Consider the following 21,071-nt stretch of genomic DNA (forward strand, 5'->3'; position numbering starts at 1 on the left):
CAAGGCTAATCGATGAAACTGCGTCACCAACTGGTCACCCTCTCCCTGGGCTTGTCACTGCTCCTGATCGTCATCCTGGGCAGCCTGCTGGCGCTCTTCATCCGCCACCTGCTGGAAGTGAACCTGGAGGAGAAGGGGGGCGATCTGGCACGGGTGCTGGCGGCGGACCAGCGGGTAGTGCAGGCACTGGAGTGGGGCAGCGATCCGGGTCTGCGCGACTATGTGCAGGGGATCTGCAGCCGCACCGATGCCGCCTACATGGTGGTGACCGACGAGCACGCCCGCCGGCTGAGCCACCCCTCCCCGGAGCTGGTGGGTGGCCTGTTTCGCGGTGAGGATATCTGGCCCTCCCTCAACGAGCGCAGCAGCTACTGCTCCAAGGACGTAGGCACCCTGGGGCCGGCCATTCGCTGCTTCGCCCCGGTGATCGGGGCGGACGGACGCGCCATCGGCGCCGTGGTGGTGGGCTATCTGATGCAGACGGTGGAGGGCATCTATCTGGATCGGATCGCCCTGCTCATCAGCGCCATCGGCGCCGTGCTGGGCTGCGGCCTGCTGCTGGCGCTCTGGATCCAGCATCGGCTGCGCCGCACCCTGCTGGATCTGGAGCCGGAGACCATCGTCAACCGATTCGTGCTGCAGGAGCTGGTGCTGGAGCACATCTCGGAGGGGGTGATCGCTCTCGACAGCCTGGGCCATATCCGCATGCTCAACAGTGCCGCCTTTTACCAGCTGCGTCTGCCCGGCACCGGCCGCCACTCCCTGCTTGGCCAGCCGCTGGCAGAGCTGTCGCCGCCGCTTGCCCCGGCCCTGACCCAGGTCGAGACCGAGCTCGGCTTCACCGTGCACGGCGAGTCGTTCATCGGGCGCTGGCAGGCGGTGGAGGGCAAGATCCCCGGTCGGCTGCTGATCTTCAGTCGCCCCGAGGTGACCGGCAGCCTCGGCATGCAGGTGACTCACCTGCGCCAGTATGCCGAGATGCTGCGGATGCAGACCCACGAGTTCGCCAACAAGCTCAGCAGCCTCTCCGGCCTGCTGCAGCTGGGCCACGTGGATCAGGCGGTGGAGCTCATCCAGCAGGAGAGCGAGGCGTGCCAGACCATGCTGCACGATCTGCTGCGGGCCATCGAGGACAAACCGGTAGCCGGGCTCATCCTCGGCAAGTTCAGCCGGGCTCGCGAGCTCGGGGTGGAGCTGGTGCTGGATCCCGATTCGGCGCTGGGCGAGTACCCGGCAGCGGTGTCGGCGGATCTCATCACCCTCATCGGCAACCTGCTGGACAACGGCATCCGCGCCGCCTGGGCCCGGCGCAAGCAGTGTCCGCCACGGGTGCTCATCTCCCTCAACGACTTCGGGCGTCGGCTGGTGATCGAGGTGGAGGACAGCGGTGAGGGGGTGGACGAGGCGCTGGCGGATCATCTGTTTGATTACGGCATCAGTCGCCAGACCGGCGATCACGGTGTCGGCCTGTTCCTGGTCAAGGAGACGGTGGCCAGGCGAGGGGGTGTGATAGAATGGCGCCGCACCGCCGAACAGACGACCCTGTTCGGTATCTACTTGAATAAAAACCAATTGGTGTGATCTATGGAGCCCATTTTCACTCTGGTGATCGAGGATGACGAACGGATAGGATCCATTCTGGCCGAACTGGTCTCCTCTACCCCCGGATTTTCCCTGCTGGGTCGGGCCGAGAGCCTGACCCAGGCCGATCTCATGATGCGCGCGGCCCAGCCGCAACTGCTGCTGGTGGACATTTCGCTGCCTGACGGCTCAGGCCTGGAGTGGGTGAACCGGCTGCGCAGCCACAACCGCGAAGCCTACGTCATCATGGTGACCGCCTCCTGCGACGTGGAGACCATCCAGCAGGCCCTCAATCAGGGGGTACAGGATTACATCATCAAACCGCTGCGGCTGTTTCGCATCCAGCAGAGCCTGGACGAGATCCTCACCCTGCACCGGCGCATCTGCGAGCGCGGCTCCCTCGAGCAGAGCGACCTGGACCGCTTGATGGGCAAGGTGAGGCCCCTGGGGCGCGAGGTGCGCGACACCCCCAAGGGGATCGACGCCATCACCCTGCGCCAGGTGCTGGAGCTGCTGGCGGGCGAGCCGGACAGCGCCTTCTCCACCGACACGGTGGCGCTGCGCTTGTCCCTCAGCCGCACCACGGCGCGCCGCTATCTGGAGTATCTGGAGTCGGAGGACCGGGTGGACGTGGATCTCAACTACGGTCAGCGTGGCCGGCCCGAGCGCCGCTACCACTGGCGGCGGGGCAGTTGAGCCGCTTGCCGCCGCGGATGCATACCAACAAAAGAGGGAGCCTGAGCTCCCTTTTTTGTGTCTGTTGTTGGTGTAAAAACCGGTACGGCAGGCCGCTCAGGCCTCTTCCAGCAGGGCCGGACGGGCCTTCGGCTTGAACTGGGAGAGCATGACCCCCGCCAGGATGAGGCCGCCGCCGAGCAGGTGATAGCCGTGTATCGGCTCCCCCAAGCTGATGACGGCGATCAGCGCCGTGCACAGCGGCATCAGGTTCATGAACACCGAGGTGCGCTCCGCCCCCATGCAGGCGAGGCCGCGCATCCAGCAGTAGGCGGCGAAGAGGGAGGAGGCGATGCCGGCAAACAGCACCAGGCCCCAGCCTTCGGCCGGCACCGCCAGCGACTCGGCGCAGAGGGCCACCGGGATCAACAGCAAGACCGCCAGCAGGATCTGCAGGTAGAGGTTGAGCCAGGGGCCGAACGGCAGCTGCCAGCGGCGGATCAAGAGGCCATAGAGGGCGTAGCTGGCGGAGCCGAGCAGCATCAGGCCGTCGCCCTGATTGATACCGTCGTGCAGCAGTGCCAGCGGTTGGCCCAGGCTCAGCAGCCAGAACACCCCGAACAGGGAGATACTCATGCCGAGCAGCGCCTGTTTGCCCGGCCGCTGGCCGAAGAAGAGGGCGCTCTGCAGCAGGGTCAGCAGCGGGATGAGAGAGCCGATGACCCCCATGTTGGTGGCCGAAGTGGTGTGGGCGGCGTAGTAGGCGAGGCACTGGTAGAGCACCATGCCAAGGGCTGCCAGCACCAGCAGCTTGCCGAGCCAGGGGCGGACCTCGCCACGGCGGCGCCACAGCTGCGGCAGGCAGAAGGGGGTCAGTGCCAGCGCGGCGATCACCCAGCGGTAGAAGGAGATGGCCGCGGGATCCAGCACATCGGCAGCGGCCTTGGACACCACGGTATTGGTGGCCCAGATCAGCACGGCGAGCAGCGGAAACATCAGCGGGTAGAAGATACGCATCAAAGACTCCTTATTATCGAGGTGACCAGTCTACCCTTGTCTTTCTGATATCAAGTAACGTAAAACTGACAAATCATCCCGCGCAAAGGACAATCCGCCCGCCATGGCCATACGTCACTACCATCCGACGGACCTGCATCTGCCAGCGCCCAATCCGCTCTATCTGCGCTACCAGCAGATCCAGGCCGAGAGCGCATGTGCGCCCCACAGCCACCCCTGGGGCCAGCTCAGCCTCATCAGTCTGGGGGTGATGGAGATAGTGCTGGACGATCACCGGCTGGTGGCGCCGGCCGACTACCTCATCTGGGTGCCGGCGGATCTGGAACACGCCTCCTACAACCAGCAGGCCCTCGACTACACCTCCATCTACGTCAATGACGCCCTGGCGGCGCGGCTGCCGGCCGAACCCAGGCTGCTGCAGATGACCCCGCTGATCCGCGCCATCCTAGCCGATTTTTGCGATCGCAAGCTGGGCCACATGGAGGATGAGTGGGACGTGCGTCAGGCCGAGCTGCTGGTGGAGAAGCTGACTCGCACCCGCTGCCAGGACAGCTACCTGCCCATGAGTCAGGACAAGCTGCTGGCCCCCATGCTGGCGGCGCTCTACAGCGACCCCGCCGACCCGCGCACCCTGGCCCAGTGGGCCGAGCAGCTGCACACCACTGAGCGTACCCTGGCCAGGCGCTGCGTGCGGGAACTGGGGATGAATTTCGGCCAGTGGCGGGCCCGGCTCAAGCTGCTCAAGGCGTTGGCCTGGCTCAAGGGGGAGCTGCCGGTGCAGGAGATTGGCTGGCGGCTCGGTTACGGCTCCACCTCGGCCTTCATCGCCATGTTCAATCGGGAGCTGGGCTGTTCGCCCCAGCGTTATCGCCAGCAGCTGGGTATCGGAGCCGGGCAGGCGGCGCTCTAGCAAGGAGCGCTCTGGCAATGAAAAGGGCGCCCGCAGGCGCCCTTGTTGATCATGGGAGGAGCTTAGAAGAAGCCGAGGGGATTGATGTCGTGGCTCACCAGCAGGTTCTTGGTGTTCTGGTAGTGGTCCAGCATCATCTTGTGGGTTTCGCGGCCGATCCCTGACTTCTTGTAGCCGCCGAAGGCCGCGTGCGCCGGGTAGGCGTGGTAGCAGTTGACCCAGACCCGGCCGGCCTGGATGCCGCGCCCCATGCGCCAGGCCAGGTTGCTGTCGCGGGTCCACAGGCCCGCCCCCAGCCCGTACTGGGTGTCGTTGGCAATCGCCAGCGCCTCCGCCTCGTCCTTGAAGGTGGTGACCCCGAGCGCCGGCCCGAAGATCTCCTCCTGGAACACCCGCATCTTGTTCTGGCCCGAGAAGATGGTGGGCTGGATGTAGAAGCCCCCCTCCAGCCCGCTCACCCTGGCCGGGCCGCCGCCGATCAGCATCTTGGCCCCTTCGCCGCGACCTATCTCCATGTAGCTCAGGATCTTGTCGAACTGCTCGCGGGATGCCTGGGCGCCGACCTGGGTGGCAGTGTCGAGAGGGTTGCCCTGCACTATGGTGCGGGCGCGGGCCAGCACCTTGTCCATGAAGTCGTCATAGATGCTGGCCTGCACCAGGGCGCGGGAGGGGCAGGTGCACACCTCGCCCTGGTTGAAGAAGGTCATCAGCATCCCTTCCACCGCCTTGTCGATATAGCTGCTCTCGTGCTGCATCACATCGGCGAAGTAGATGTTGGGGGACTTGCCACCGAGCTCCACGGTGGAGGGGATCAGCTTGTCGGCGGCGCAGCGCAGGATATGGGTGCCCACCTCGGTGGATCCGGTAAACGCCAGCTTCTGGATCCGGTTGCTGGTGGCGAGCGCCTGGCCCGCCTCGGCGCCGAAGCCGTTGACCACGTTGACCACCCCGGCAGGCAGGATGTCCTTGATGAGATCCATCATCAGCATGATGGTGACCGGGGTCTGTTCGGCGGGCTTGAGCACGCTGCAGCAGCCGGCCGCCAGCACCGGGGCCAGCTTCCAGGCCGCCATCAGCAGCGGGAAGTTCCACGGGATGATCTGGCCGACCACCCCGATGGGCTCCTTGAAGTGGTAGCTGACGGTGTTCTGATCCAGCTCGGCGGCGGAGCCCTCCTGGGCGCGGATACAGCCGGCGAAGTAGCGGAAGTGATCCACCACCAGCGGCAGGTCGGCGGCCAGGGTTTCGCGTACCGCCTTGCCATTCTCCCAGGTCTCGGCGATGGCGAGCACTTCGATGTTCTGTTCGATGCGATCGGCGATGCGCAGCAGCAGGTTGCTGCGCTCGGTGACGCTGGTCTTGCTCCAGCTGGCGAACGCCTTGTGGGCGGCGTCCAGCGCCAGCTCGATGTCGGCGGCGTCGGAGCGGGCCACTTCGCAGAACACCTTGCCGTCCACCGGCGAGATGTTTTCAAAGTAGCGGCCGGCGCGCGGCGCCACCCACTCACCACCGATGAAGTTGTCGTAACGGGACTTGAAGCTGACCAGGGCACCTGCCTGACCGGGAGCGGTATAAATCATCTCATCATCCTTATGTGTGTGGTCCTGACCGGGCTGGCGGGCAACCCGGTTGCTGCTATGTATCGCAAGGGGCGTGCCAGAGGGTCTGACCAGCACAGCAAAAGTTACAAAAACGTTATCAAACGGGATGTGGCAGCGTATCTTGGTTAACCAATGACCAGGGCGAAGGTGAGGAAACTGTGCCGATTCTGGACAGTGACCGTGACAGTCGTGCCGTTTATGAACAGGAGGCGTGATGAGCGAATTATCTCAATCCAGTGCCAGCCCGATCGAGCGTTCCTGGCAGCGCTGCCTGCATCAGGGGCTGAGCCGCCGGCAGAGCGCCGAGCTGGACTTGCTGCCCCAGGGAGAGCTGTCGGCCCGTCAGGAGCAGCACAGGGTGCTGATCGCCAGCTTCCAGCGTTTCGTGTTGCCGCTGTTTGGCCAGTTGCTGGCAGGGCGCCCCTGTCGGTTGCTGCTGTGCGATGGCGAGGGTGCCATCCTGGCCGCCAGCGGTGACGACGGCTTCGCCCGCCACGCCGAGCGCATTTTTTTGCGCAGCGGCGCCCGCTGGGGGAGGCGAGCAAGGGCACCAACGCCATCGGCACTGCGCTGGCCGAACAGAGCGAGGTGCAGGTACTCGGCAATCAGCACTTCTTCGCCCAGCACAGCTTTCTCAGCTGCAGCGCCTGCCCGCTGCTCGGGCCAGACGGGCAACTGCTCGGGGTGCTCGACATCTCCACCGACGCGGCCCATCACGATGGCGACATGCTGGGCACGGTACGGCTGCTGGCCATGACCCTGGAAAACGCGCTGCTGGCGCGCCAGCCGGGCTGGCTGGTGGATCTCGAGCCCCAGAGTCTCTGGTCCGCCCGTCTGCTGCTGGGGGAGGAGGGCGAGCTGCTCGGGGCCAACCGGGCCGGTCGGCTCTGGCTCGGCCAGCACCCCTTCGACGGCAAGCAGCTGCTGCGGGATCGGCGTGGCTTGCGATTGGTGCCGGAGGCTCATCCCGTTGCGACCCTGCCCGGCCTGCCGGCCGATGCCGGCGGCTCGCTCGGCCAGCAGGTGCCGCTCAAGATGCTGGAGCGCGGCATCTCGCTGCTTATCGAGGGGGAGACCGGCAGCGGCAAGGAGCATCTGGTGCGCGAACTGCACGGGCAGTCGAGCCGGCGGGCGCAACCGCTGGTGTGCGTCAACTGCGGCGCCCTGCCGGCGGAGCTGGTGGAGGCCGAGCTGTTTGGCTATGTCGGCGGGGCTTTCAGTGGTGCCCGGAGCCAGGGCAGCCAGGGGTATCTGCGCGCCGCCCACGGCGGCATCCTGATGCTGGACGAGATCGGTGAGCTGCCGCTGCTGGCCCAGACCCGCCTGCTGCGGGTGCTGCAGGAGCGCGCCGTCACCCCGGTTGGCAGCCACAAGCCCGAGCCGGTGGATTTCTGGCTGGTCAGCGCCAGCCACCGGGATCTGGCGGCCATGGTGGCGGCCGGTACCTTTCGCGAAGATCTCTACTACCGTATCTGCGGCTGGCGGCAACTGCTGGCGCCGCTGCGCGATTGGCCGCCCCGCGAGCGGCAGGCGCTGGTCCGGCGGCTGCTGGCCGAGATGGATCCTGCCCTGCGCCTGACCGATGAGGCCGAGCGCCAACTGCTGGCCCACCCGCTGCCCGGCAACGTGCGCCAGCTCAAGCAGGCGCTGGAAGTGGCCTGCGTGCTGGCGGAGGGGCTGGGCTGGATTGAGCCTGCCCACCTGCATCTGCCGACCGTGGCGGTGGCGCCGGCCGCCACCACGGCGGTGGCGGGCAGCACATTGCGCCAGCAGAACCGGCAACGGGTGCAGCAGACCCTGACGGAGTGCGATGGCAATGTGAGCGAGGCGGCTCGCCGGCTCGGCATCAGCCGTACCACCCTCTATCGGGCGCTGCGGGAGGCAGGCTGAGGTGTTTGTTACCCGAGCTTTTTCGTGGTTAAGATGGGTCCACAAGAGACCCTTTGATGATTCTTGTGCATGGCATGGAGTGCTTTATGACGCGTACCCGATTTGATTGGCAAGACCCCTTCTTTCTCGATGCCCAGCTCGGCGAAGAGGAGCGGCTCATCCGCGACGCCGCCCGCGACTACTGTCAGGCGCGGCTGATGCCCAGGGTGCTGGAGGCGAACCGCCGCGAGCAGTTTGACCGCACCATCATGAACGAGCTGGGGGAGCTCGGGCTGCTCGGCGCCACCCTGCCGGAGCAGTATGGCTGCGCCGGGGTCAATCACGTGGCCTACGGCCTCATCGCCCGGGAGGTGGAGCGGGTCGACAGTGGCTACCGTTCGGCCATGAGCGTGCAGTCGTCCCTGGTGATGCACCCGATCCACGCCTATGGCGACGAGGCCCAGCGCCAGCGTTGGTTGCCGGGGCTGGCCCGGGGCGAGCTGGTGGGCTGCTTCGGCCTCACCGAGCCGGACGCGGGCTCCGACCCTGGCTCCATGAAGAGCCGCGCCGAGCGGGTTGACGGCGGCTATCTGCTGACCGGCAACAAGATGTGGATCACCAACTCCCCCATCGCCGATCTGTTGGTGGTGTGGGCCAAGCTGGATGGCGAGATCACCGGCTTCGTGCTGGAGAAGGGGATGGCCGGGCTCTCTGCCCCCAAGATCGAGGGCAAGTTCTCCCTGCGCGCCTCCATCACCGGCGAGATAGTGATGGAGCGGGTCTTCGTGCCAGAAGCGAACCGGCTGGCGGGGGTGAGCGGCCTCAAGGGGCCGTTCGGCTGCCTCAACAAGGCGCGCTACGGCATCGCCTGGGGCGCGCTTGGCGCCGCCGAGTTCTGCTGGCATGCCGCCCGCCAGTACGGGCTAGATCGCCAGCAGTTCGGCCGCCCGCTGGCCGCCACCCAGCTGTTTCAGCTCAAGCTGGCCAACATGCAGACCGAGATTGCCCTCGGCCTGCAGGGCTGCCTGCAGGCCGGGCGCCTGATGGACGAGGGGCGCTGTCCGGTGGAGCTGGTGTCGCTCATCAAGCGCAACAGCTGCGGCAAGGCATTGGAGATAGCCCGCGTTGCCCGCGACATGCACGGCGGCAACGGCATCAGCGACGAGTTTCACGTCATTCGCCACGTGATGAACCTGGAGGCGGTCAACACCTACGAGGGGACCCACGACATCCACGCCCTGATCCTGGGGCGGGCCCAGACCGACCTGCAGGCGTTTGAGTGATGGGGCCCCTTGCCGGCGTGCGTGTGCTGGATCTCAGCCGTGTGCTGGCCGGCCCCTGGGCCAGCCAGCTGCTTGCCGATCTCGGTGCCGATGTGGTCAAGGTGGAGGCCCCCGGGCGCGGTGACGACACTCGCCACTGGGGCCCACCCGAGCTGGTGGCGGGGGAGGCGGCCTACTTTCATGCCGCCAACCGAGGCAAGCGCTCCATCGCCCTCGACCTGGCCCGCGATCGCGAGACCCTGCTGGCCCTGGTGGATCGGGCCGACGTGGTGATCGAAAACTTCAAGGTAGAGGGGCTGGCGCGCTACGGCCTCGATTACCCGAGCCTCAAGGCCCGCCGCCCGGGGCTCATCTACTGCTCCATCACCGGTTTTGGCCAGGACGGTCCCTGGGCTCAGCGACCCGGTTACGATCTGCTGATCCAGGGGCTGGGCGGATTGATGAGCATCACCGGCCAGCCGGACGAGGCCCCCGGCGGCGGGCCGGTCAAGGTGGGGGTGGCGCTTGTCGACATCCTCACCGGCCTCTACGCCACCATCGGCATCCAGGCGGCCCTGCGCCACCGGGAGCGAACCGGGGAGGGGCAGCAGATCGATCTGGCCCTGCTCGACGTGTCGGTGGCGGTGCTGGCCAACCAGGCGATGAACTATCTCGCCACCGGTCAGGCGCCCGGGCGCCTTGGCAACGGCCACCCCAATATCGTCCCCTACGACGTCTATCCCACCCGGGATGGTCATCTGATCCTCGCGGTGGGCAACGACGGCCAGTTTGCCGCGCTAGCAGCCCTGCTGGGGGAACCCGGCTGGGCGACGGACCCCGACTTTGCCAGCAACAGCGCCCGGGTGCGCCACCGCCACCGGCTCAATGCCCTGATTGCCGAGCGGCTACTGGTTCGTAGCAGCGCCGAGTGGAGTGCCATGCTGGAGGCAGCCGGGGTGCCGGGCGGCCCCATCCTTACCCTGGATGCCCTGTTCGCCCTCGAGCAGGGGGTGGTGCGCGGCTGGGTGCAGCAGGTACAACGCGGCGATCAGCCCTTGCCCACCCTGGCCAATCCGCTGCATCTGTCGGCAACCCCGGTGCGCTACGGGCGCGCCTCGCCGGCGCTGGACGGGGACCGGGATAGCGTGCTGCGCGACTGGCTCGGGCAGGGCTGAACCGGTTGCTTTAGGCGGGGAAGTTGCGCCTGCCCGGCGCCATGCTCCCCCTTCTACCCTTATGTCCTCTCATCTGCCCCGGTGCTGGAGCCCGGGGCCGTCCCCCGTTATGATGCGCCCCGTCCATTCATCTGTTGAGGAACTTCCCATGGCACAACACATTGGCGCCCTGGCCCTGCTGGTGGCCGATTACGACCAGGCCATCACCTTCTTTACCCAGGGACTGGGGTTCGAACTGCTGGAAGACACGCCCCTCGACGAGCCGGGCAAACCGGGCAAGCGCTGGGTGCGGGTTGCCCCCAAGGGGGCCCCCGGCTCCGCCCTGTTGCTGGCGCGGGCCGCGACCCCGGAGCAGCAGGCCGCCATCGGCCAGCAGGGGGGCGGTCGGGTCTTCCTGTTCCTCGAGACCGACGACTTCTGGGGCGATTACCAGCGCATGCAGGCGTACGGTGTCCATTTCTGTGAACAGCCGCGTATCGAGGCTTATGGCACCGTGGTGGTGTTCGAGGACATCAGTGGCAACCGCTGGGATCTGCTGCAACTCGCTGCTGCCAACTGAATCTGAAAACGTTTATCATCCCGCCTGTCATAAAGTCATAAAAGTGTCACAGAAAGTTCTAATAATTGGCGCACCCATCTTCACAGAGGAGAGAGAAGGGATATGGCTAAGCGAATTCTGGTGGTCGAGGACGAAGCACCGATCCGCGAAATGCTCTGCTTCGTGCTCGAGCAGAAGGGATATGAAACAGTAGAAGCTGAAGATTTTGCCGACGGATTGGCGAAGGTGCGCGAACCCTACCCCGAACTCATCGTGCTGGACTGGATGATGCCGGGCGGCAGCGGCATCCAGTTCATCAAGCAGCTCAAGCAGGATGAGGTGACCCGCCAGATCCCGGTGGTGATGTTGACCGCCCGCGGCGAGGAAGAGGACAAGGTGCGCGGGCTGGAGGCGGGGGCCGATGACTACATCACCAAGCCGTTCTCGCCCAAGGAGCTCACTGCCCGTCTGCATGCGGTGATGCGTCGCGTCTCCCCCACCTCGGTGGACGAGGTGATCGAGGTGCAGGGGCTCAAGCTGGACCCCGTCTCCCACCGGGTCAGCGCCGAGGAGAAGGCGCTCGACATGGGGCCGACCGAATTCAAGCTGCTGCACTTCTTCATGACTCACCCGGAGCGGGTCTACAGCCGCGAGCAGCTGCTCAACAATGTCTGGGGTACCAATGTGTACGTCGAGGACAGAACCGTGGATGTGCACATCCGTCGCCTGCGCAAGGCCATTGAAGAGACGGGGCACGATCGCTTGATCCAGACGGTGCGCGGCGCAGGCTATCGCTTCTCAACCCGTCTGTAGAGGAAGTTATGTTGCAACCTTATGCCTGGCGGCGCCAGTTGTGGCGAATGGCGTTCTTCTATGCGCCCTTCGCCTTGGTCGGCTGGTTGACGAATACCCTCGCCCTTTGCCTGCTGGCGGCCACCGTGCTGCACCTGGGCTGGCACTATCGCTTCCAGAAGCGGCTGTCGGACTGGCTGTGGCACGATCGCAGCCTGGTGCCCCCCAACGGCAGCGGCAGCTGGGAGTACATCTTCAACGGCATCTACAAGTTGCAGCAGCGCCACCGGGCCCGCCGCCGCGAGCTGGCGGGGCTGATCCGCCGCTTTCGGGAAGGGGCGGAGGCACTGCCCGATGCGGCCGTGGTGTTTCGCACTGACGGCAGCATCCTCTGGTGCAACCGGCTGGCCGAGCAGCTGCTCGGTTTTCGCTGGCCGGAAGACGCCGGTCAGCACATCGGTAACCTCATTCGCAATCCCGCCTTCGGCGCCTACCTCGGCAAGGGGCAGTATGACGAACCGTTCGAGATGACCTCGCCCATCAACGAGGAGAAGTTTCTCGAGTTTCGCATCATGCCCTACGCCGAGGATCAGGCCATGCTGGTGGTGCGGGACGTCACCCGGCTGCGCAGCCTGGAGAAGACCCGCAAGCACTTCGTCTCCAACGTCTCCCACGAGCTGCGTACGCCGCTCACCGTGCTCAAGGGCTATCTGGAGATGACCGAGGAGCCGCCGCCGCCCGCCATGTGGGCCAAGGCGCACAAGGTGATGATGGAGCAGACCATCCGCATGGATAATCTGGTCAATCAGCTGCTCACCCTGTCGCGGATCGAGGCGGCGCCGACCGTGGATCTCTCCCACCTGGTGGACATGCCCGCCATGCTGGGGTTGCTGGAGCAGGAGGCGCGGGCGCTCTCCGGCGAGCGGGCCCACCAGATCGAGTTCATGGTGCAGCCCAATCTGTTGGTGCGCGGCGATCAGGATCAGTTGCGCAGCGCCGTCTCCAACCTGGTCTACAACGCCATCCACTACACCCCGGCGGGGCGCAAGATCACGGTGGAGTGGCGCAAGCAGGGGGCGATGGCGCTGTTTGCGGTACAGGACGAGGGGGAGGGGATCCCGCCCGAGCACCTGGCGCGGCTCACCGAGCGCTTCTATCGGGTCGACAAGGCCCGCTCCCGCCACACTGGCGGCTCGGGGCTCGGGCTTGCCATCGTCAAGCATGCCTTGAGTCACCACGACTGCCAGCTCGACATCGAGAGCCGGGTCGGCCTCGGCAGCCGCTTCAGCTTTCTCATCCCCGGCCGCATGGTGGTGGTAAAATAGTCTTTGCCAGCAAGGGGTTGGCATCAAAAGAGGGCGGCGATGGCGGCCCTTTTTTCATTTGTTAAACAAGCCCGCCATGTCATTAAAGTGTCACATTAAATCCATAAATTTGTCACTGCCAGGTCAGATACTGGCGCCGTCTTGAGAACGGACCTGTCGCCGGTTTGGCGCAGGGAGAGTACGAAACGCGACCGGCCGATCGCAGTGCTCGGGATGTGACCACTTTCGGCCTCAGATTGACGCTTGCCTTCTGCCACCGCAGGACTGGGGGAAGAGGGCAGGAAATGACACTCAGCGCATCGTCCGGCGTGGCCGGCGGTGAGCCAAGTTAACCCGTGTTTTGATGGACTGCGTTCTGCAACCTTGGAGAGATTGGATGAAACTCAACAAACTGGCTGGTGTAATCGGATTCACCGCAGCTACCCTGTTTTCCGTCAGCACCCTGGCTGCCGGTGTGGATAAAAACCTGCCGGATTACACTCCGACCAGCGGCATCTCGGGCAACCTGTCCTCTGTCGGCTCGGATACCCTGGCCAACATGATGACCCTGTGGGCCGAAGAATTTAAGCGCATGTACCCCAACGTCAACGTGCAGATCCAGGCCGCCGGTTCCTCCACCGCACCGACCGCACTGACCGAAGGCGTTGCCCAGTTCGGCCCCATGAGCCGCGCCATGAAATCCGGCGAGGAAGAGGCCTTCGAGAAGCGCTACGGTTACAAGCCGACCGCCATCCGCGTCGCGGTCGATGCCCTGGCGGTGTTCGTCAACAAGGACAACCCCATCAAGGGGCTCACCATGCCGCAACTGGATGCCATCTTCTCCAGCACCCTCAAGTGCGGTGAAGCCAAGGCGGCCACCAAGTGGGCTGATCTGGGTCTGGACGGCAACTGGTCCTCCAAGGATCTGCAACTGTTCGGTCGCAACTCGGTGTCCGGTACCTACGGTTACTTCAAGGAACACGCCCTGTGCAACGGTGACTTCAAGAGCGGCGTGAACGAGCAGCCGGGGTCTGCCTCCGTGGTGCAGTCCGTCTCCTCCTCCCTGAACGGCATCGGCTACTCCGGCATCGGTTACGTCACCTCCGGCGTGCGCGCCGTACCGCTCTCCAAGGATGGCAAGACCTTCATCGAGGCCAGCGCCGACAACGCCATCACCGGCAAGTACCCGCTGTCGCGCTTCCTGTACGTTTACGTGAACAAGCACCCGAACAAGCCGCTCTCTCCGATGGAGCAAGAGTTCCTGAAGATGGTGCTCTCCAAGGCGGGCCAGAACATCGTTGCCAAAGATGGCTACGTACCGGTACCAGCCAAGGTGGTCGAAGCCGACCTGAAGAAACTGGGCATCATGTAAGCCGGTTTCCTTTGCCAGACGGGCCCTGCGGGGCCCGTTTTGTTTTTTGGTCGCAGTCCGATTGCGGTATGTGACCGCTTTCGCCAGACCGGGTGATTTGCCGACTTGCACCGGACGCCCGCATTTCCGAAAATAGGGCATCTTTATGGTGAAGGACACCTCCATGACATCTCCCCTGTTCAAGCTTGGCCTGGCGGCACTCTGTTCCACCCTGCTCGCCAGCTGTGCCCAGTCTCCCACCGGCCGCAGCCAGATGCTGCTGTTCTCGCCTCAGCAGATGAGCAAGCTGGGGGCCGACTCCTTCGAAGAGATGAAGAAGCAGGAGAAGGTGAGCACGGATGCGAAGATGAACGCCTATGTCTCCTGCGTCGCCAAGGCGGTGACCGCCCAGGTGCCGAGCCAGTACGGCATCACCAACTGGGAAGTGGTGGTGTTTGACTCCAAGCAGGTCAACGCCTTCGCCCTGCCCGGTGGCAAGATCGGGGTCTACAGCGGCCTGCTCAAGGTGGCCAAGAACCAGGATCAGCTCGCCACCGTCATCGGTCACGAGTTGACTCACGTGCTGGCCCAGCACTCCAACGAACGGCTCTCCCGAAGCCAGCTGACCGGCCTTGGGCTGGCGGCGGCCGACATCGCCATGGGCAGCAGCGAATACCGCGGTGCCACCATGGCGGCGCTGGGGCTTGGGGTGGAGGTTGGCGTCATGCTGCCCTATGGCCGCGAGCAGGAGAGCGAGGCGGACCGGCTGGGTCTGGATCTGATGGCCCGCGCCGGTTTCAATCCCGCCGAAGCCATTCCCCTGTGGCAGAACATGAGTGCGGCTGCGGGCGGCAAAGCACCGCCCCAGCTGCTCTCCACCCACCCCAGCAACGAGAACCGGATCGCCGAGCTGCAGGCCCAGCAGGCTGAAGCCGTGCCGCTCTACGAGCAGGCCCGCGCCTCCGGTCTGGTACCCCAATGCAAGGCATAAGCCTGCGCATGGCGCGGCCCGATGACGCTGCCGCCATGACGGTGATGCAGCGGGCCAGCTGGCTCGCCGCATACGGCGGTGTGCTCGGTGCCGACATGCTGGCCCAGCTGGCGGTGACCGAACATCTGCAGATCTGGCAGCGCCGGCTGGCGGAGACGGGCCCAAGGCCCATGCTGCTGTGCCAGGACGAGGTGGTCATCGGCCTGCTCTACTGGCAGCCGGAGACGACGGGGGAGTACCCCACCGCCTGGATCCGCGCCTTTTACCTGCATCCCGACCATTGGCGCCAGGGCCACGGCAAGCGGCTGTGGCAGGCGGTGGCGATGCAGATGCGGCGCGCCGGCTGTGAAGGCGTCAGATTGTGGCTGCTTGATGGCAACCACATCGGCGAGGGGTTCTACCTGCGCCGCGGCTTCATGTTTGATGGTCAGGAGCGCACCCTGATGAGCCTCGGCCAGCCCTGCCTGCAGCGACAAATGTTTCGTTTGCTTTGATCTCTCTCCCGTTTTTCGCCTCCGGTCACTTTATTTTTTTTGCGAATTAATACAATGTCCCCCTCTGGACAGGCTGAGGTGAGGCGACTCATCGACAAGGGAGTGTGGCATGTATTACGGCTTTGATATTGGTGGCACCAAGATAGCGTTCGCTGTGTATGACGGCGCCTTGAATCTCTGTCACGAGGAGCGCATGAGCACTCCCGGCAATGATTACGAAGGGCTGCAGCAGCTGATCCGCGCGCGGGTCGAACAGGCGGATGCCCGTTTTGGCGCCCGTGGTGTGGTGGGCATCGGCTTTCCCGGCATTCTCAACCGGCACGACCACAGCATAGTGGCGGCCAATCTGCCCTCCATCAATGGTCGCCACCTGGGCGCCGATCTGGCCGAACTGCTGGAGCGTCCGGTCAAGGTGGACAACGATGCCAACTGCTTCCTCTGGTCCGAGGTACATCAGGGGGCGGCGGGTGGTGCCGACAGCGCCCTCGGCGTCACCATCGGCACCGGCATCGGTGGCGCCGTCTATCTGGCGGGCAAGCTTATCCAGGGCCGCAACTGGCTGGCGGGGGAGATAGGCCACTACCCGCTGCCGGCCACCATGCTGATGAAGTACCCCGACCTGCCTCGTCCCCGTTGCGGCTGCGGCCGTCTGGTCTGTTTTGAAACCTATGCCTCCGGCACCGGGCTGGAGCGGCTCTATCACCACTTCCACGGTCAGCGTGCCAGCGGCCACCAGATAGTGGGGCGCTTCGAAGCGCACGAGCCTCATGCGGTGGCCACGGTCGACTGCTGGCTCGAAATCATGGCTGCCGGGCTTGCCACCGCCATCTCGGTGGTCGACCCCGATGTGGTGGTGCTGGGGGGCGGCCTGAGCGGCCTGCCCGCGCTCTACGAACAGCTGCCGCTGCGCCTGCCTGGCCATCTGTTGCCCGGGGTCGCCCTGCCCGAGATCCGCGAGGCCCGCTTCGGCGGCGCCGGCGGGGTGCGCGGGGCTGCCTTGCTCAATTTATGAGATCAGATCCGGGGTCTGATCTCCCCAATAAAGGAGTCCATCATGACCTCTCTTGAAATCTGTATCGACAATCTGGAATCCCTGTTTACCGCCCAGGAGGCTGGCGCGAATCGCATCGAGCTCTGCTCTGCGCTGGGGCTGGGCGGCCTGACTCCCTCCTATGGCTTCATGCAGCTGGCGGCGCGCCATGCCACCGTTCCCGTCTACGCCATGATCCGGCCCCGGGCCGGCGACTTCTGCTTTGGCGAAGGGGAGTTCGAGATGATGCTGCAGGATATCGCGGCGGCCCGCGCCGCCGGCCTGCAAGGGGTAGTGGTCGGTCTGCTGGACGAGCAGGGACGGGTGCCTGCCGCCAAACTCACCCAGCTGGTTGAGGCGGCAGGGCCCCTTGGCGTTACCTTCCACCGCGCCATCGACCTCTCCTCCGACTGGCGTCTCGACTTGGAGACCATAGTCGCCGCCGGCTGCGAGCGCATTCTGAGCTCGGGCCACGCGCCGACCGCGCTGGCGGGGCTCGAGACCCTGCAGGCGATGCAGCAGGCGCTGGCAGGGCGAGCCAGCCTGATGCCGGGCGCCGGGGTCAATGCCGACAACGTGCGCACCATAGTGGAGTTCACCGGGGTGAACGAGGTGCACATGTCCGGCATGGGCTGGCGCGGCGGCATGGTGCCCCATGGCGTCAACATGGGCACCTCGGACGACGGCCGGGTCAATATCACCGACGGCGCCAAAGTTGCAGCGGTGCGGGCTTTGCTAGACAAGGCCTGATACGGACCGTGCGGCGGCATGGTGCCTCTCTCTGTGACATCAACATGAGTACCTCGGACGATGGTCGGGTCAATATCACCGACGGCGCCAAGGTGGCGGCGGTGCGGGCTCTGCTGGACAGGGCCTGATGCGGGCCGCGCGGCGGCATGGTCTCTCTTCATGGCGTCAACATGGGCACCTCGGACGACGGCCGGGTCAATATCACCGACGGCGCCAAAGTTGCAGCGGTGCGGGCTTTGCTGGACAAGGCCTTATACGGACCGTGCGGCGGCATGGTGTCTCGTCATGGGGCGTCAACATGGGTACCTCGGACGATGGTCGGGTCAATATCACCGACGGCGCCAAGGTGGCGGCGGTTCGGGCTCTGCTGGACAGGGCCTGATGCGGGCCGCGCGGCGGCATGGTCTCTCTTCATGGCGTCAACATGGGCACCTCGGACGACGGCCGGGTCAATATCACCGACGGCGCCAAAGTTGCAGCGGTGCGGGCGTTGCTGGACAAGGCCTGATACGGCTTGAATGTGAGCAGGGACGATGGTGCTCTGTTTTCCTCCCTTCTCCCCTTGCGGGAGAAGGGGCGGGGATGAGGGGGCTGATGTGAGGCACCTCCCACCTGGGGGCAAAACCGGGGACGGGTCGGCAGCACCCGGCGCAAAAGTCTGATATTATCCCGTCTCTTTTACCCTCAGGACCCGGAGCAACTTCTCAATGTCCCAATACGACTCTATCGAACAGAAGGCCAGCTATGGCATCGGCCGCAACATGGGTGATCAACTGGCGCAGCAAGCCTTCGCCGGTCTGGATATCCCGGCCCTGCAGCAAGGTCTGGCAGATGCCCTGAATGGTCTGGAGTTCGCGGTCAGCCGTGACGATATCAACGATGCCTTCCAGGTCATCACCGCCCGCATGCAGGAAGAGCAGGAAGCCGTCGCCAAGGCTGCCGCCGCCGAAGGCGAAGCCTTCCTGGCCGACAACGCCAAGCGCGCCGAAGTGAAGACCACCGAGTCCGGTCTGCAGTACGAAGTGCTGGTGGAAGGCAACGGTGCCGTGCCGGTAGCCGGTCAGTCCGTGCGCGTGCACTACCACGGTACCTTCACCCACGGTGGCGTGTTCGACAGCTCCGTCGCCCGCGGCCAGCCGGCCGAATTCCCGGTAACTGGCGTGATCGCCGGCTGGGTAGAAGCGCTGCAACTGATGCCGGTTGGCTCCAAGTGGAAGCTCTACATTCCGCAGGATCTGGCCTACGGCGCACGCGGTGCCGGTTCCATCCCGCCGTACTCCGCCCTGGTATTCGAAGTGGAGCTGCTGGACATCCTGTGATCCGGCTGGCTTGATTGATACAGACGGCGACCCTCGGGTCGCCGTCTGTTTTTTTGCGCCGCGCGCGGCGGGGCATGGGCAGCGCCTGCGCTTTTGGATATAGTCATGGCTCCTGCTGGGAGAGCGCCCATGACTGCCATCATTGAAGTCGTCGATCTCGTCAAGCACTTCCCCGGCGTCAGGGCGGTGGATGGGCTCAGCTTTGCCATTCCTGCCGGCAGCTGTTTCGGCCTGCTCGGCCCGAACGGGGCGGGCAAGACCACCACCATCGAGCTGCTGGAGGGGATCCTCACCCCGGACAGCGGCCAGATCCTGTTCCACGGCGCCCCGCTCGGCCCCGACTACCGCTCCCGCATCGGCATCCAGTTCCAGCACACTGCGCTGCAGGATTTCCTGACGGTGCGCGATACCCTGCGACTGTTTGCCAGCCTCTACCCGGCCCCCTTGCCCCAGGCCCAGCTCATCGAGCTGTGTGCGCTGGGAGAATTTATCGATCGGGACAGTCGCAAGCTCTCCGGCGGTCAGCGGCAACGGCTGCTGCTGGCGTTGGCGCTGCTCGGCGACCCCGAGCTGCTGTTTCTGGACGAGCCCACCACGGGTCTCGATCCCCAGGCCCGCCACCACTTCTGGCAGCGCATCGAGGCGATCAAGGCGCAGGGCAAGACGGTGGTGCTCACCACTCACTACATGGACGAGGCCCAGCAGCTGTGCGATCAGATTGCCATCGTCGATCACGGCCATCTGCTCAGCCTGGATACCCCGGTCGCCCTGCTGGCACAGCATTTTGACGGTGTGCTGGTGCGCCTTGCGGCTCACCCGGCCCTCGTCAGTCTCGGCTATCCCCTGCGCCCGCTGGGCGAGCAGGTGGAGCTGAGCTGCCCCGACGTGGCTGCGCTGCTGCCTGCGCTGCTTGCGCTCGGCGTGCCGCTGACCGGCATGCAGGTGCGCTCCCCCAATCTGGAGGATCTCTTCCTCCACCTGACCGGCCACAGCCTGCGGAGCGGCGCATGAAGGCGGCCCCGTGGCACCCCGCAGCGGCGCCTGCCGGCATGTCGCCCCAGCCTGTCAGCCCAAGGAGCACCAGATGACGGGATCCCTCAAGCGCATCGGCGCGCTCTTCTATGCCCGCAACCTGGAGTTCGTGCGGGATCGGGCCGCGCTGATCTGGAACCTGGCCTTTCCGCTGTTGCTGGTGCTGGGGTTCACCCTCATCTTCTCCGGCCCGCCCAAGCCGCTGGTGCAGATGGGGGTGGTGGGGGAGTTGCCCGCGGCCTATGCCCCGCTGCGTGCCGTGCCGCTGCTCAAGATCATCCCCTATGACGAGGAGGAGAAGGGCCGGCTCAAGGTGCGCCACCATCAGCTGGATCTGCTGCTCTCGCCCGGCACGGGCCGTTACTGGATCAACCCGGACGCCCCCCAGGGAGTCATGGCCGAGTACCTGCTGCGCCAGGCCGTGCCGGTGCCGCTGGTGCGGGAGACCCTGAGCGGGCGCGCCATTCGCTACGGTGACTGGCTGCTGCCCGGGGTGATCGGCATGAACCTGATGTTCTCCGGCCTGTTCGGGGTGGGCTTCGTCATCGTCCGCTACCGCAAGAACGGGGTACTCAAGCGGCTTGGGGCCACTCCGCTTTCGGCTGCCGAGTTTCTCTGCGCCCAGCTGCTGTCGCGCATCCTGATCACCCTGGTGGTGAGCCTGCTGGTATTTCTGGTGGCTTACTTCTTGCTCGGAGTGCCGTTGCTGGGCTCGGGCTGGCTGCTGCTGTTGATCGCCCTGCTGGGCGGGGCGTCCATGGCGTCCCTCGGTCTGCTGGTGGCGGCCCGCATCCAGAACGAGGAGCTGGCGAGCGGGCTGCTCAACGTCATCAGCATGCCGATGATGTTTCTCTCCGGCGTCTGGTTCTCGCTGGAAGGGGCCCCCGCCTGGCTGCAGCAGCTGGCGGCCTGGCTGCCGCTCAGCCAGATCATCGCGGCGGCCCGTGCCGTCATGCTGGAAGGGGCAGGCTGGGCCGAGGTGGCGGCGCCACTGGGCTGGGTCCTGCTGTTTACGCTCTGCTGCATCACCCTGGGCAGTGCCCTGTTCAAATGGAGTCACCGATGAAGTCACTACCTCTGGTTGGCGGGGCCCTGCTGGCCCTGCTGCTCTGTCTGCCGGCCAGTGCCGGCGCCATGCGCTGCAAGAATGCGCTGATAACAGAAGGGGACAGCACCGCCGAGATGCTGCTCAAGTGCGGCGAACCCATGCTGCGCGAGGAGCTGACCCGCAACGAGGAGAACCAGTTCGGCAACCTGATGCAGGTGAAGTATGGGGAGCGCTGGACCTACAACTTCGGCAAGAACGAGTTCATGCGCTTTGTCACCGTGCGCAACGGGGTGATCACCGACATCGAAAACGGCCCGCGCGGCGAGTAGCCG

Annotated in this window: 20 protein-coding genes and 3 pseudogenes; 21 read left to right on the plus strand and 2 right to left on the minus strand. The window is 65.3% G+C overall.

Going from position 1 to position 21,071, the window contains the following annotated elements; genetic code table 11:
* The first annotated feature begins 12 nt into the window (after positions 1-12).
* A complete protein-coding gene (locus ACPDZI_RS05770) occupies positions 13-1,581 on the plus strand; it encodes an ATP-binding protein (RefSeq protein ID WP_076361142.1) in 1,569 nt (522 codons plus the stop codon).
* Between the two features lie 3 nt (positions 1,582-1,584).
* On the plus strand, positions 1,585-2,277 hold the full coding sequence (locus ACPDZI_RS05775) for a response regulator (RefSeq protein WP_201354554.1): 693 nt from the start codon (positions 1,585-1,587) through the stop codon (positions 2,275-2,277).
* 96 nt (positions 2,278-2,373) lie between these two features.
* Here the strand turns inward: ACPDZI_RS05775 and ACPDZI_RS05780 are convergent, their stop codons facing one another.
* A complete protein-coding gene (locus ACPDZI_RS05780) occupies positions 2,374-3,273 on the minus strand; it encodes a DMT family transporter (RefSeq protein WP_268014515.1) in 900 nt (299 codons plus the stop codon).
* A 103-nt stretch (positions 3,274-3,376) separates the two neighbouring features.
* On the opposite strand from ACPDZI_RS05780, the gene ACPDZI_RS05785 reads away from it, so the two are divergent.
* Entirely contained in the window at positions 3,377-4,183 is an 807-nt protein-coding gene (locus tag ACPDZI_RS05785) for an AraC family transcriptional regulator (protein ID WP_029301544.1), read from the plus strand.
* 62 nt (positions 4,184-4,245) lie between these two features.
* Here the strand turns inward: ACPDZI_RS05785 and exaC are convergent, their stop codons facing one another.
* A complete protein-coding gene (gene exaC, locus ACPDZI_RS05790) occupies positions 4,246-5,763 on the minus strand; it encodes an acetaldehyde dehydrogenase ExaC (protein ID WP_438834176.1) in 1,518 nt (505 codons plus the stop codon).
* Between the two features lie 235 nt (positions 5,764-5,998).
* Between exaC and ACPDZI_RS05795 the strand changes: the two are divergent.
* The 18 genes and pseudogenes from ACPDZI_RS05795 (at position 5,999) to ACPDZI_RS05880 (ending at position 21,068) form a co-directional block, all read left to right on the plus strand.
* Positions 5,999-7,674 (plus strand): annotated as a pseudogene (locus ACPDZI_RS05795) (sigma-54-dependent Fis family transcriptional regulator).
* 86 nt (positions 7,675-7,760) lie between these two features.
* Positions 7,761-8,936, plus strand: a complete 1,176-nt coding sequence (locus ACPDZI_RS05800; protein WP_438834177.1) for an acyl-CoA dehydrogenase — start codon at positions 7,761-7,763, stop codon at positions 8,934-8,936.
* The gene (locus tag ACPDZI_RS05805) at positions 8,936-10,090 is read left to right on the plus strand and encodes a CaiB/BaiF CoA transferase family protein (protein ID WP_268031451.1); all 1,155 of its coding nucleotides are present in this window, start codon (positions 8,936-8,938) and stop codon (positions 10,088-10,090) included. Before ACPDZI_RS05800 ends, ACPDZI_RS05805 begins: the two co-directional genes overlap by 1 nt.
* A 148-nt stretch (positions 10,091-10,238) precedes the next feature.
* Positions 10,239-10,649: a VOC family protein gene (locus ACPDZI_RS05810; RefSeq protein WP_194760156.1), complete on the plus strand. Its 411-nt coding sequence runs from the start codon at positions 10,239-10,241 to the stop codon at positions 10,647-10,649.
* A gap of 102 nt (positions 10,650-10,751) precedes the next feature.
* Positions 10,752-11,441 (plus strand): phosphate regulon transcriptional regulator PhoB, encoded by a 690-nt coding sequence (phoB, locus tag ACPDZI_RS05815; RefSeq protein WP_005298527.1) that lies wholly within the window; start codon positions 10,752-10,754, stop codon positions 11,439-11,441.
* An 8-nt stretch (positions 11,442-11,449) separates the two neighbouring features.
* Entirely contained in the window at positions 11,450-12,745 is a 1,296-nt protein-coding gene (phoR, locus tag ACPDZI_RS05820; RefSeq protein ID WP_011705169.1) for a phosphate regulon sensor histidine kinase PhoR, read from the plus strand.
* Between the two features lie 376 nt (positions 12,746-13,121).
* Positions 13,122-14,096: a PstS family phosphate ABC transporter substrate-binding protein gene (locus ACPDZI_RS05825; protein ID WP_017408555.1), complete on the plus strand. Its 975-nt coding sequence runs from the start codon at positions 13,122-13,124 to the stop codon at positions 14,094-14,096.
* Positions 14,097-14,259: 163 nt separating this feature from the next.
* Positions 14,260-15,066 (plus strand): M48 family metallopeptidase, encoded by an 807-nt coding sequence (locus ACPDZI_RS05830; protein WP_076361149.1) that lies wholly within the window; start codon positions 14,260-14,262, stop codon positions 15,064-15,066.
* Entirely contained in the window at positions 15,054-15,560 is a 507-nt protein-coding gene (locus ACPDZI_RS05835) for a GNAT family N-acetyltransferase (protein ID WP_011705172.1), read from the plus strand. The genes ACPDZI_RS05830 and ACPDZI_RS05835 overlap by 13 nt, the downstream gene beginning before the upstream one ends.
* 109 nt (positions 15,561-15,669) lie before the next feature.
* On the plus strand, positions 15,670-16,572 hold the full coding sequence (locus ACPDZI_RS05840; RefSeq protein ID WP_263675809.1) for an ROK family protein: 903 nt from the start codon (positions 15,670-15,672) through the stop codon (positions 16,570-16,572).
* Positions 16,573-16,614: 42 nt separating this feature from the next.
* Positions 16,615-17,340, plus strand: coding sequence for a copper homeostasis protein CutC (locus ACPDZI_RS05845; RefSeq protein ID WP_438834178.1), 726 nt, complete (start codon positions 16,615-16,617; stop codon positions 17,338-17,340).
* A gap of 8 nt (positions 17,341-17,348) precedes the next feature.
* On the plus strand, positions 17,349-17,468 hold the full coding sequence (locus ACPDZI_RS05850) for a copper homeostasis protein CutC (RefSeq protein WP_438834179.1): 120 nt from the start codon (positions 17,349-17,351) through the stop codon (positions 17,466-17,468).
* Positions 17,469-17,471: 3 nt separating this feature from the next.
* Positions 17,472-17,591, plus strand: a pseudogene (locus tag ACPDZI_RS05855) (copper homeostasis protein CutC); the annotation flags it as partial.
* Between the two features lie 134 nt (positions 17,592-17,725).
* Positions 17,726-17,848: pseudogene (locus ACPDZI_RS05860) on the plus strand (copper homeostasis protein CutC); the annotation flags it as partial.
* A 199-nt stretch (positions 17,849-18,047) separates the two neighbouring features.
* Complete coding sequence (locus ACPDZI_RS05865; protein ID WP_005298548.1) at positions 18,048-18,659, plus strand: FKBP-type peptidyl-prolyl cis-trans isomerase; 612 nt, start codon at positions 18,048-18,050, stop codon at positions 18,657-18,659.
* Between the two features lie 129 nt (positions 18,660-18,788).
* Positions 18,789-19,670, plus strand: coding sequence for an ABC transporter ATP-binding protein (locus tag ACPDZI_RS05870; protein ID WP_438834180.1), 882 nt, complete (start codon positions 18,789-18,791; stop codon positions 19,668-19,670).
* Positions 19,671-19,743: 73 nt separating this feature from the next.
* On the plus strand, positions 19,744-20,757 hold the full coding sequence (locus ACPDZI_RS05875; protein ID WP_207137153.1) for an ABC transporter permease: 1,014 nt from the start codon (positions 19,744-19,746) through the stop codon (positions 20,755-20,757).
* On the plus strand, positions 20,742-21,068 hold the full coding sequence (locus ACPDZI_RS05880) for a DUF2845 domain-containing protein (protein ID WP_161785110.1): 327 nt from the start codon (positions 20,742-20,744) through the stop codon (positions 21,066-21,068). Before ACPDZI_RS05875 ends, ACPDZI_RS05880 begins: the two co-directional genes overlap by 16 nt.
* The last annotated feature ends 3 nt before the right edge of the window (positions 21,069-21,071 follow it).

Source organism: Aeromonas oralensis (assembly GCF_049665575.1).
Taxonomy (GTDB): Bacteria; Pseudomonadota; Gammaproteobacteria; order Enterobacterales; family Aeromonadaceae; genus Aeromonas; species Aeromonas hydrophila.

Coding starts and splice junctions, on each gene's coding strand:
- ACPDZI_RS05865 (WP_005298548.1), top strand. CDS start 18,048: ATGTCCCAATACGACTCTATCGAACAGAAGGCCAGCTATGGCATCGGC.
- exaC (WP_438834176.1), bottom strand. CDS start 5,763: ATGATTTATACCGCTCCCGGTCAGGCAGGTGCCCTGGTCAGCTTCAAG.
- ACPDZI_RS05845 (WP_438834178.1), top strand. CDS start 16,615: ATGACCTCTCTTGAAATCTGTATCGACAATCTGGAATCCCTGTTTACC.
- ACPDZI_RS05785 (WP_029301544.1), top strand. CDS start 3,377: ATGGCCATACGTCACTACCATCCGACGGACCTGCATCTGCCAGCGCCC.
- ACPDZI_RS05775 (WP_201354554.1), top strand. CDS start 1,585: ATGGAGCCCATTTTCACTCTGGTGATCGAGGATGACGAACGGATAGGA.
- ACPDZI_RS05830 (WP_076361149.1), top strand. CDS start 14,260: ATGACATCTCCCCTGTTCAAGCTTGGCCTGGCGGCACTCTGTTCCACC.
- ACPDZI_RS05780 (WP_268014515.1), bottom strand. CDS start 3,273: ATGCGTATCTTCTACCCGCTGATGTTTCCGCTGCTCGCCGTGCTGATC.
- ACPDZI_RS05825 (WP_017408555.1), top strand. CDS start 13,122: ATGAAACTCAACAAACTGGCTGGTGTAATCGGATTCACCGCAGCTACC.
- ACPDZI_RS05800 (WP_438834177.1), top strand. CDS start 7,761: ATGACGCGTACCCGATTTGATTGGCAAGACCCCTTCTTTCTCGATGCC.
- ACPDZI_RS05835 (WP_011705172.1), top strand. CDS start 15,054: ATGCAAGGCATAAGCCTGCGCATGGCGCGGCCCGATGACGCTGCCGCC.
- phoB (WP_005298527.1), top strand. CDS start 10,752: ATGGCTAAGCGAATTCTGGTGGTCGAGGACGAAGCACCGATCCGCGAA.
- phoR (WP_011705169.1), top strand. CDS start 11,450: ATGTTGCAACCTTATGCCTGGCGGCGCCAGTTGTGGCGAATGGCGTTC.
- ACPDZI_RS05810 (WP_194760156.1), top strand. CDS start 10,239: ATGGCACAACACATTGGCGCCCTGGCCCTGCTGGTGGCCGATTACGAC.
- ACPDZI_RS05805 (WP_268031451.1), top strand. CDS start 8,936: ATGGGGCCCCTTGCCGGCGTGCGTGTGCTGGATCTCAGCCGTGTGCTG.
- ACPDZI_RS05840 (WP_263675809.1), top strand. CDS start 15,670: ATGTATTACGGCTTTGATATTGGTGGCACCAAGATAGCGTTCGCTGTG.
- ACPDZI_RS05870 (WP_438834180.1), top strand. CDS start 18,789: ATGACTGCCATCATTGAAGTCGTCGATCTCGTCAAGCACTTCCCCGGC.
- ACPDZI_RS05770 (WP_076361142.1), top strand. CDS start 13: ATGAAACTGCGTCACCAACTGGTCACCCTCTCCCTGGGCTTGTCACTG.
- ACPDZI_RS05875 (WP_207137153.1), top strand. CDS start 19,744: ATGACGGGATCCCTCAAGCGCATCGGCGCGCTCTTCTATGCCCGCAAC.
- ACPDZI_RS05880 (WP_161785110.1), top strand. CDS start 20,742: ATGGAGTCACCGATGAAGTCACTACCTCTGGTTGGCGGGGCCCTGCTG.